Here is a 7633-nt window from a genome sequence, read left to right as displayed (position 1 = left end):
CGTTCGGCACGTTCCGTACGAACCATGCCGCCTGCTCGGAAGCGAGGCTGCACCAGGTCATGAAATGGTACGCGCCGCGCGCCATGCCGGCATCGCGCGCCCCGCGCCAGTTGTCGTAGAAATTGGGGTCGAGGTAGTCCTTGCCCTCGGTCGACTTGATATAGACGAAATGCACCCCGCCGCCCCGCGCTGCGCCGAAATCGATGCGGCCCTGGTAGCGCGCCACGTCGAGCCCCTGGATCGGCAGTCCCCAGGCCCGCCGCACCCCGTCATGCGGGTCGTTGTCCCCGGGAATGCCGCGATAGTCATGGCTCGGCGAACGCCCGCAGGCGGCGAGCAGCAGGACGAGCCCGGCGACGAGAAGGGACTTGGCGAGCGGGAACGCGAGGCGGGCGGCAAGCATGCTGGACGTCTGGCTTTCATGGGTTGAAAGCCTTTGAATCAACATGGCGCGCTTAACGAAACCTTGCGCTAACCCTTTGTTATTCCAGCATGGTTAACGGCAGGAAGGGTTTTCCGAAAGATTGACGGTGAGGCCGGGAAATCACGCCCCAAGAGGTTTGCCGTACTTCAGCGGCAGCTGGAATCGGAAGAAGAACGGCGGTGTCTCGACCGGCCTTCACTTGCTTCGCTCTATGCTGGCGCACGGAATAAGAGTTCTCCGCAGATCGTTCCTGAAACGTTCTTGCGCACTCCGTAAATCTCCTGATAGCGTTGCCTAGGGCTGTTGGGGGCAGGGCGGATGGTCACGCGGGTCGCGACCGTGGCGTTTCAGGGGATCGAGGCGGTGCCGGTCGATGTGCAGGTGCAGATCGCGCCCGGCGTTCCCAACTTCTTTCTCGTCGGCCTGCCCGACAAGGCGGTCAAGGAATCGAGCGAGCGGGTGCGTGCCGCGCTCTACGCCTCGGGCCTCAGCCTCCCTCCCAAGCGCATCACCGTGAACCTCGCCCCGGCCGATCTCCCTAAGGAGGGGAGCCACTACGACCTCCCCATAGCGCTCGGCTTGATGGCCGCGATTGGCGCCATCCCCTCCGATGCGCTCGAGGGCTACCTGGCGCTCGGTGAGCGGGCCTCGACGGCAAGCTGGCGCCGACTGCCGGCGTGCTTCCCGCCGCCATCGCCGCACTGTCGCGCGACATGGGCATCATCTGTTCCGAGGAATCCGGTCCCGAGGCCGCCTGGGCCGGCGACGATCTCGAAATCGTCGCGCCGCAGACCCTCCTGGCGCTGGTCAACCACCTGGGCGGCTACCAGCTCTGCACCCGGCCCGTGGCCCGACGCCAGTCCGATCCCGCAGGCCTTCCCGACCTATCGGAAGTCCGCGGCCAGGAAGTCGCCCGCCGCGCCCTCGAGGTGGCCGCTGCCGGCGGCCACAATTTGCTGATGATCGGCCCGCCCGGCGCAGGAAAATCCATGCTGGCGGCGCGGTTGCCCTCGATCCTGCCGCCGCTCAATCCGCGCGAACTGCTCGATGTCTCGATGATCCAGTCGATCGCCGGGGAGCTGGCCGGCGGCGCGCTGTCGGATCGCCGTCCGTTCCGCGCGCCGCACCATTCCGCCTCGATGGCTGCGCTGGTCGGCGGCGGCCTCCGCGTCCGGCCGGGCGAAGCGAGCCTCGCGCATAACGGCGTGCTGTTCCTCGACGAGTTGCCGGAGTTTGCGCCGGCGGTTCTCGATAGCCTCCGCCAGCCGCTCGAAGCCGGCGAAACCGTCATCGCCCGCGCCAACGCCCATGTCAGCTTTCCCGCCCGCTTCCAGCTCGTCGCCGCGATGAACCCCTGCAAATGCGGCCTTGCAGGCACCCCCGGCCACACCTGCAAGCGCGGCGACCGCTGCGCCCTCGACTACCAGGGCCGCGTCTCCGGCCCCTTCCTCGATCGCATCGATCTGCGCATCGACGTTCCGGCCGTTTCCGCCGCCGACATGATCGGCCCCGCCACCGCCGAACCCTCCGCCCCTGTCGCAACGCGCGTCGAAAAGGCCCGCGAGCGCCAGCGCCAGCGCTACATCGAGGCCGGTCATCCCGAAATCTTCACCAACGCGGCCGCTGGCCCGGCGCTGATCGAAAAGCTGGTCGACCCCGACAAGGAGAGCCAGACCCTTCTCCTCCAGGCCGCAGAACGCTTCAACCTCTCGGCCCGCGCCTACCACCGCGTGCTGAAAGTCGCCCGCACCCTTGCCGATCTCGCCGGCGTCGACAAGGTGGCGCGCCCGCATCTGGCGGAGGCCTTGAGCTACCGGTTGAACCTCTCGATGGCCTGAGCATGAACGAGCGCCAGCCCTTCGATCTTGACGCCTATGTGCAGCGCATGACCACCGGGCCGTGCTTCATCTGCGAGCTGGTGCGCGGCAACCCGGATTTCGCCCACCACGTCATCCACGAGGATGACGAGACGATCATCTTCCTCAGCAAATATCCCACGCTGCGCGGCTATGCGCTGGTGTGCCCCAAGGCGCATCGCGAGGACCTGGCCGAGGACTTGACGCCCGCCGAATACCTGGCGTTGCAGGCCAAGGTGCACCGCCTCGCCCGCGCCCTGAAGCGGGTCTTCGACGCCGAGCGCATCTATGTGCTGTCGCTCGGCAGCCAGCAGGGCAATCGGCACCTGCATTTCCACGTGGCGCCGTTGCCCAAAGGCGTCCCGCTCGCCCAGCAGCAGTTTCAAGCGCTGATGGCCGAGAACGGCACGCTGCATATCCCCGAGAACGAGATGCAGGCGATGGCGCTGGAGATCGGTGCCGCCTTCGCCGCCGGCTGAGGCAACCCGCCGCCCTCGCGTCTCGCGAGAGCGGCGGGCGATCGGGTCGTCAGCCCTTCGCAGCGATGAACTGTGCGAGGTCCTGATACTCCTCGCATTTGGTGTTGCCGCACAGCTTCTCCAGCGTCGCCAGCTGCTTTTTGGCCTTGGCCATCTGGCCGATCTCGACATAGAGCTCGCCGAGATACTCGTTGGCGCCCTTGTGGCTCGGGTTGATCTTCAGGGCCCTGAGGTAGAAGCCCTGGGCGTTCTTGTAGTCGCCGGTCTTCCTCAGCGAGTAGCCAAGCAGGTTGTTCGCTTCGGCGTTACCCTTGTCGGCGGCGACGATCTTCTTCAGCATCGCCACGGCCGATTTCCATTTCTTGGCGCGGATCAGCCCCCGGGCGTCATCGAGCGTCGCAGCGCGGACCTCGCTCGACGAGCCGGAGCTCGAGCTCGAGCTGGAGCTCGCGGCTCCACCGCCACCACCGCCCCCGCCGCCTCCACCACCGCCCCCGCCGCCATCGACGGCATAGACCGGCGCGGCGGCCAGCATGCCGGCAACGAGCGTTGCCCCGGCGAGGATCGTCATTGATTTCGTTGGTAGTTTGAATGGCATCTGGGTCTCCATTGGCCGTGCCCCCGCGCCGCCGCGACTGGTCGGCTCGATGGAACAACACCGCTGGACCCGGATTTATTCCGTCCCTTACGAAATCCGCCGATACCCGCCCCGCACCCCGTCCGGGCTCAGCACCACCTGCCACAGGTGGATGTTGCGGGCCCGGAACATCGCCGCGAACACCTGCAGGTAGAACCGCCACATGCGCCAGAAGCGCTCGCCGTATTTGTCCTTGAGGCTCGGCCAGGCCGAGTCGAAATTTGCCCACCAGGCCATCAGCGTCCTGTCGTAGTCGGTGCCGAAATTGTGCCAGTCCTCCATCACGAACGCCCGCTCGATGGCAGTCGCGATCTGCTGGATCGAAGGCAGCATGCCGTTGGGGAAGATGTATTTCTCGGTCCACGGGTCGCCGTGGGTCGAGCTGAAATTGTTGCCGATGGTGTGGAGCAGGAACAGCCCGTCGGGCTTGAGCAGCGAGCGAACCTTTCGGAAATAGGCGTCGTAGTTCTTGTATCCCACATGCTCGAACATGCCGATCGAGATCACCCGGTCGAACCGCCCTTCGAGCGCCATGTAGTCCATCAGCCGCGTCTCTATCGGCAGCGTTCCCTTGGTCGCTTCGGCATAGGCCGCCTGTTCCTTCGAAATGGTGATGCCGACGCCCTCGATGCCGTAGCGCGCGGCGGCGAAGTTCAGGAACCCGCCCAAGCCAGCGCCGATATCGAGCACCTTCATGCCGGGCTGGAGCCCGACCTTGCGGCAGATCAGGTCGAGCTTAGCCTCCTGTGCCGCGTCCAGCGTGCCGGCCTCGGCCCAATAGCCGCACGAGTAGATCATCCGTTTGTCGAGCATCGCGGCATAGAGATCGTTGCCGATGTCGTAGTGGCGCTCGCCCACCTCGGTGACCCGGCTGCGCTGCAGGTTGAGGAGCCTCCCGCGGATGACGCTCAGCGCCAGCCCGAGGTCGGGCTTCAGATGCGCGTAGATGTCGTATTCCAGCAGCTTGTAGATGAGCTGGTCGAGCGCATCGGTGTCGAACCAGCCGTCCATATAGGCCTCGCCGAACCCGAGCGTGCCGTGGCTCAGCGACCGGGCCCACAGCCGGTCGTCATGCACGGTGACATCGAACGGCCGGCTGCCGCCGATCTCGATGCCCGCTTCCTTGATAATGCTGGTGAAATAGGACTTTGGCCCGGCGCTCATGGCGGAACCCCACTATGCTCCTCGCTCAAACCCTACGACCGCTCCGGCCGCGCCACAAGGGGCAGCAGCACTGCCCTGCTATTGGCTAAGCACCTGTTCTAGCGCCCGAATGCCTCGAACGGATTGACGACCGTCAGCCGCCGGATCATCGCCTCCTCGACGCCGGCGGCGCGCAGCATCGGCAGCATGACGTCGCTTAGGTGCGTGTAGGGCGTAGGCGTACCGCCTCCCGGCAGCGCCGGGTCGTACCAGCCCCGATCGTGGCTCAGCAGCAGCTGCTCGCCCAGCCCCGCCTGCAGCGCCCTCAGGATGAGTTCGGCCACGGCGTCGTCCTTGGCCCGTCCCACATGGTCGTATTCGATCCATGCGCCGCGCTGCGCCACCGCCATGTTGAGCCCGAAATCCTTCTCCTCCTGGGTGTGGATCGAAATGAACCGGTCGGCCCGTCCGCCCTCCGACTCGATGATGTCGAGCTGGTCCATCACCACGCTACCCTTGATCGTGTGGCTGCCGATCACCGCCCCGGTGCGCACCGAAGCGCGCGCCGCCGCCCTCAGGATCTTTTCCTCGATCGGCGCGATGCCCTCGTCGCCGGCGGAAATCTTGATCCACGCCGCCTTCACCCCGGTATCGCCGACTCCTTCGACCAGATCGCGATACATGTGATCCTCGAGCTGGCCCTCGCTCGCCTCGCGCACCCAGTCCGGGATCCATGGTTCGCGATAGTTCCCCGTCGGCACGACAATCGGAAAGCCGGTGGCCCGGCTGACCGCGAGGTCGATATCGACCCTCAATCCCACCCCGCCGGTCGAGCACTCGACCAGCGCGGTGATGCCGCGCGCCTCGATCGCCTCGATCTCCGGCGTCATCAGCCGCACCACGTCGGCGGCATCGGCCTCGGCGTAACCCGGCTGGTCTGGCGTCCTCAAATCGACGAACACGTGCTCGTGCGGCAGGATCATGCCGAGTTCGTCCGCGCGCCTCGCGCCAAGCGTGGTGTGCAGCAGTTTCATCGTGAGCGCTCCTCTGGAGGGGAGTTTTCCCGGCTTCGCGCCCCGATGCAACAGTTGAAACAGCGGTACGTTGGTCCCGCAACCAACTGGAGGACAAGATGAAGCTCGCGCCCAAGCTGCTCACCGCCCTGCTGTTCGCCGTCGTTTCGGCCCCCGCCGCAGCGCAGACCGCCGATGCGCCGCTGGCCACCAAGCGCAATGCGGAGGAAGGCACCTATCTCGTCGCCGGCAACGGCTTTGCCCTCTACCTGTTCAAGGCCGACACGCAGGGCGCGCCCGACGGCAGCGGCGCCACCAGCGCCCGTGCCGACGATTGCCTCGGCGTCTGGCCCCCGGTCGTGGTGGACGGCCAGCCGGTCGGCGGCGACGGCATCGACAAGCGCCTCCTCCGCACCACCACCCGCGCCGACGGCCTGGTCCAGCTCACCTACAATGGCTGGCCACTCTACTTCTACGCCGAAGACACCGGCCCCGAGGACATCAAGGGCGACGACATCGAAAGCTTCGGCGAGGACTGGTACCTGATCGGCCCAATGGCGACCGCGCCAGGGACTGAGGCGCGGGGTGACAGCCCGCAGCCATCGGGGCTTGAACTGCAGGGTTGCCTAAGGGGAGAGGGCCAGGGTGAGGGTAAGGTAGCGCAATACGCGCTCGCTGAGCCGCTTCACCCGCATCCGGCCCTACGCGCCCTTCTCCCTGAGAGGAGAAGGGAAGGCAGCCAGCCGGGATTGCCTTAGGCTCCGACCCTCGGGCATCTAGCTCCCGCTCGCCCAATCCGGGTGCAGCCGGGCCCATTCCTCGCGCCACTCCCTGGCGAGCTGCAACCGCCTGCGGCCATAGCGCTGCTCGGTCTCGGTGGCGCTGACGATCCGGTCGGTGCGGAAATTGCGGAATGCCTCGCGCATGCAGCACCAGCCGACGACGATCTGCTTGCCCTCATAATAGGCGAGCTGCACCGGCCAGATGTCGCGCTCGGACTGCCGGCCACTCTCGTCGGCATAGCCGATATGGAGCGCCTTCTCGTTGCGCATCGCCGCCCGCACCAGCCCGAGCACCGGCATCGTCTCCTCCGGTCCGCGCATCAGCACCGGCCACAGCCCCGTATCCTTGATCCGGTCGCGGAGGTCATCGGGCGAGGCGGTGGCGATCTTCGCCAGCGCATTCTTGGCAGCATCGGCCAGCCCCGCATCGGGCTGCGCCTCTACCCAGCGCCCGCCAAGCACCAGCGCCTCGAGCTCCTCGGGCGTGAACATCAGCGGCGGCAGGAAGAAGCCGGGCCTCAGCATGTAGCCCACCCCCGCCTCGCCATCGATCGGCGCGCCGAGCCCGATAAGCGTCTGCATGTCGCGATAAAGGGTGCGTACCGAAACACCCTGCTCCTCCGCCAGCGCCGCTGCGGTGACCGGGCGGCGATGCCGGCGCAGCGCATCCATGACGGAAAACAGCCGTTCGGTCTTGTCCAAGCTCGCATCTCCCGAACACCTCGCTTTTAGCCGATCCCTGGCGTCTGCACCATGCGCGGAGGGTGCTGACAGGGGATGGCAGGAGCGAGCGGAACTATGTCTCTGCCAGCGCGGCCGCCTTCTCCGCCAGCCCGGCGAACACGCGCCAGTTGCGCTGCGTCATGGTGGCGCCAAGCCGCTTCTCGATGTTGAGCCTCGAGGTGCTGATCCCGGCCGGATACACCACGACCAGATGGGAGCCGACCGTCTCGAGCAGCTCCGGCCCCTCATAGTCCCTGATCACCGGCGCCCAGTCCGGCGCCTCGTGGAAGCTGCAGACGCCCATCTCGCTCGGCCGCTCCGTCGCGGCCTCCGGGAACGGGTTGGCCGTGACCACCGCCGCCATCTGTTTCGGCGTGCGGATGAACACCTCGTTGTCGAGCCCGAACCCGTTGACCGCCTGCTGCACCAGCGCCCGCACCTCGGCCGCCGGCTGATCCGACCGCAGCAGGATGTTGCCGGTATTGCCGACCGTCGACACGTCGGCGAGGCCGGCGTTCTCGCAGGCCTCGCGCAGCGCTCCCATCTTCATCCTGGCGTGCGTCACCGGTCCGATCG

General features: G+C 66.7%; 8 protein-coding genes and 1 pseudogene. 3 read left to right on the top strand and 6 right to left on the bottom strand.

The features are described 5' to 3' along the window. Positions 1 to 403: GH25 family lysozyme (locus JWQ89_RS14490; protein ID WP_299642139.1), on the bottom strand; the 403-nt coding region annotated here is incomplete at its 3' end. A gap of 339 nt (positions 404 to 742) precedes the next feature. On the opposite strand from JWQ89_RS14490, the pseudogene JWQ89_RS14485 reads away from it, so the two are divergent. Together JWQ89_RS14485 and JWQ89_RS14480 are read left to right on the top strand one after the other, a co-directional pair. Then, positions 743 to 2262, top strand: a pseudogene (locus JWQ89_RS14485) (YifB family Mg chelatase-like AAA ATPase). Positions 2263 to 2264: 2 nt separating this feature from the next. Beyond that, positions 2265 to 2759 carry an HIT family protein gene (locus JWQ89_RS14480; protein ID WP_299642137.1) on the top strand — a complete coding sequence of 165 codons (495 nt, stop codon included), beginning with the start codon at positions 2265 to 2267 and terminating at the stop codon, positions 2757 to 2759. Between the two features lie 49 nt (positions 2760 to 2808). Here the strand turns inward: JWQ89_RS14480 and JWQ89_RS14475 are convergent, their stop codons facing one another. The 3 genes from JWQ89_RS14475 to JWQ89_RS14465 all read right to left on the bottom strand — a co-directional run bounded on the left by JWQ89_RS14475 (position 2809) and on the right by JWQ89_RS14465 (position 5573). Further along, on the bottom strand, positions 2809 to 3357 hold the full coding sequence (locus JWQ89_RS14475; RefSeq protein WP_299642135.1) for a tetratricopeptide repeat protein: 549 nt from the start codon (positions 3355 to 3357) through the stop codon (positions 2809 to 2811). An 87-nt stretch (positions 3358 to 3444) separates the two neighbouring features. After that, positions 3445 to 4560: a cyclopropane fatty acyl phospholipid synthase gene (cfa, locus tag JWQ89_RS14470; RefSeq protein ID WP_299642134.1), complete on the bottom strand. Its 1116-nt coding sequence runs from the start codon at positions 4558 to 4560 to the stop codon at positions 3445 to 3447. 98 nt (positions 4561 to 4658) lie between these two features. Beyond that, positions 4659 to 5573, bottom strand: coding sequence for an esterase (locus JWQ89_RS14465; RefSeq protein WP_299642132.1), 915 nt, complete (start codon positions 5571 to 5573; stop codon positions 4659 to 4661). Between the two features lie 98 nt (positions 5574 to 5671). Here JWQ89_RS14465 and JWQ89_RS14460 point away from each other — a divergent pair, with 98 nt between their 5' ends. Beyond that, the gene (locus JWQ89_RS14460) at positions 5672 to 6310 is read left to right on the top strand and encodes a hypothetical protein (RefSeq protein ID WP_299642131.1); all 639 of its coding nucleotides are present in this window, start codon (positions 5672 to 5674) and stop codon (positions 6308 to 6310) included. 18 nt (positions 6311 to 6328) lie between these two features. Here the strand turns inward: JWQ89_RS14460 and JWQ89_RS14455 are convergent, their stop codons facing one another. After that, the gene (locus JWQ89_RS14455; RefSeq protein ID WP_299642130.1) at positions 6329 to 7036 is read right to left on the bottom strand and encodes a YafY family protein; all 708 of its coding nucleotides are present in this window, start codon (positions 7034 to 7036) and stop codon (positions 6329 to 6331) included. Positions 7037 to 7130: 94 nt separating this feature from the next. Further along, positions 7131 to 7633: DUF1697 domain-containing protein (locus tag JWQ89_RS14450; protein ID WP_299642128.1), on the bottom strand; the 503-nt coding region annotated here is incomplete at its 5' end.

It is taken from the genome of Devosia sp., assembly GCF_028290645.1.
Lineage (GTDB): Bacteria > Pseudomonadota > Alphaproteobacteria > Rhizobiales > Devosiaceae > Devosia_A.
Note: the sequence above shows the minus strand (reverse complement) of the source record. Positions and strands in the feature narration are given on the sequence as shown.

Excerpts from the sequence above, each read along its gene's own strand:
- JWQ89_RS14480 (WP_299642137.1), top strand. The coding sequence starts at position 2,265 with ATGAACGAGCGCCAGCCCTTCGATCTTGACGCCTATGTGCAGCGCATG.
- JWQ89_RS14475 (WP_299642135.1), bottom strand. The coding sequence starts at position 3,357 with ATGCCATTCAAACTACCAACGAAATCAATGACGATCCTCGCCGGGGCA.
- cfa (WP_299642134.1), bottom strand. The coding sequence starts at position 4,560 with ATGAGCGCCGGGCCAAAGTCCTATTTCACCAGCATTATCAAGGAAGCG.
- JWQ89_RS14465 (WP_299642132.1), bottom strand. The coding sequence starts at position 5,573 with ATGAAACTGCTGCACACCACGCTTGGCGCGAGGCGCGCGGACGAACTC.
- JWQ89_RS14460 (WP_299642131.1), top strand. The coding sequence starts at position 5,672 with ATGAAGCTCGCGCCCAAGCTGCTCACCGCCCTGCTGTTCGCCGTCGTT.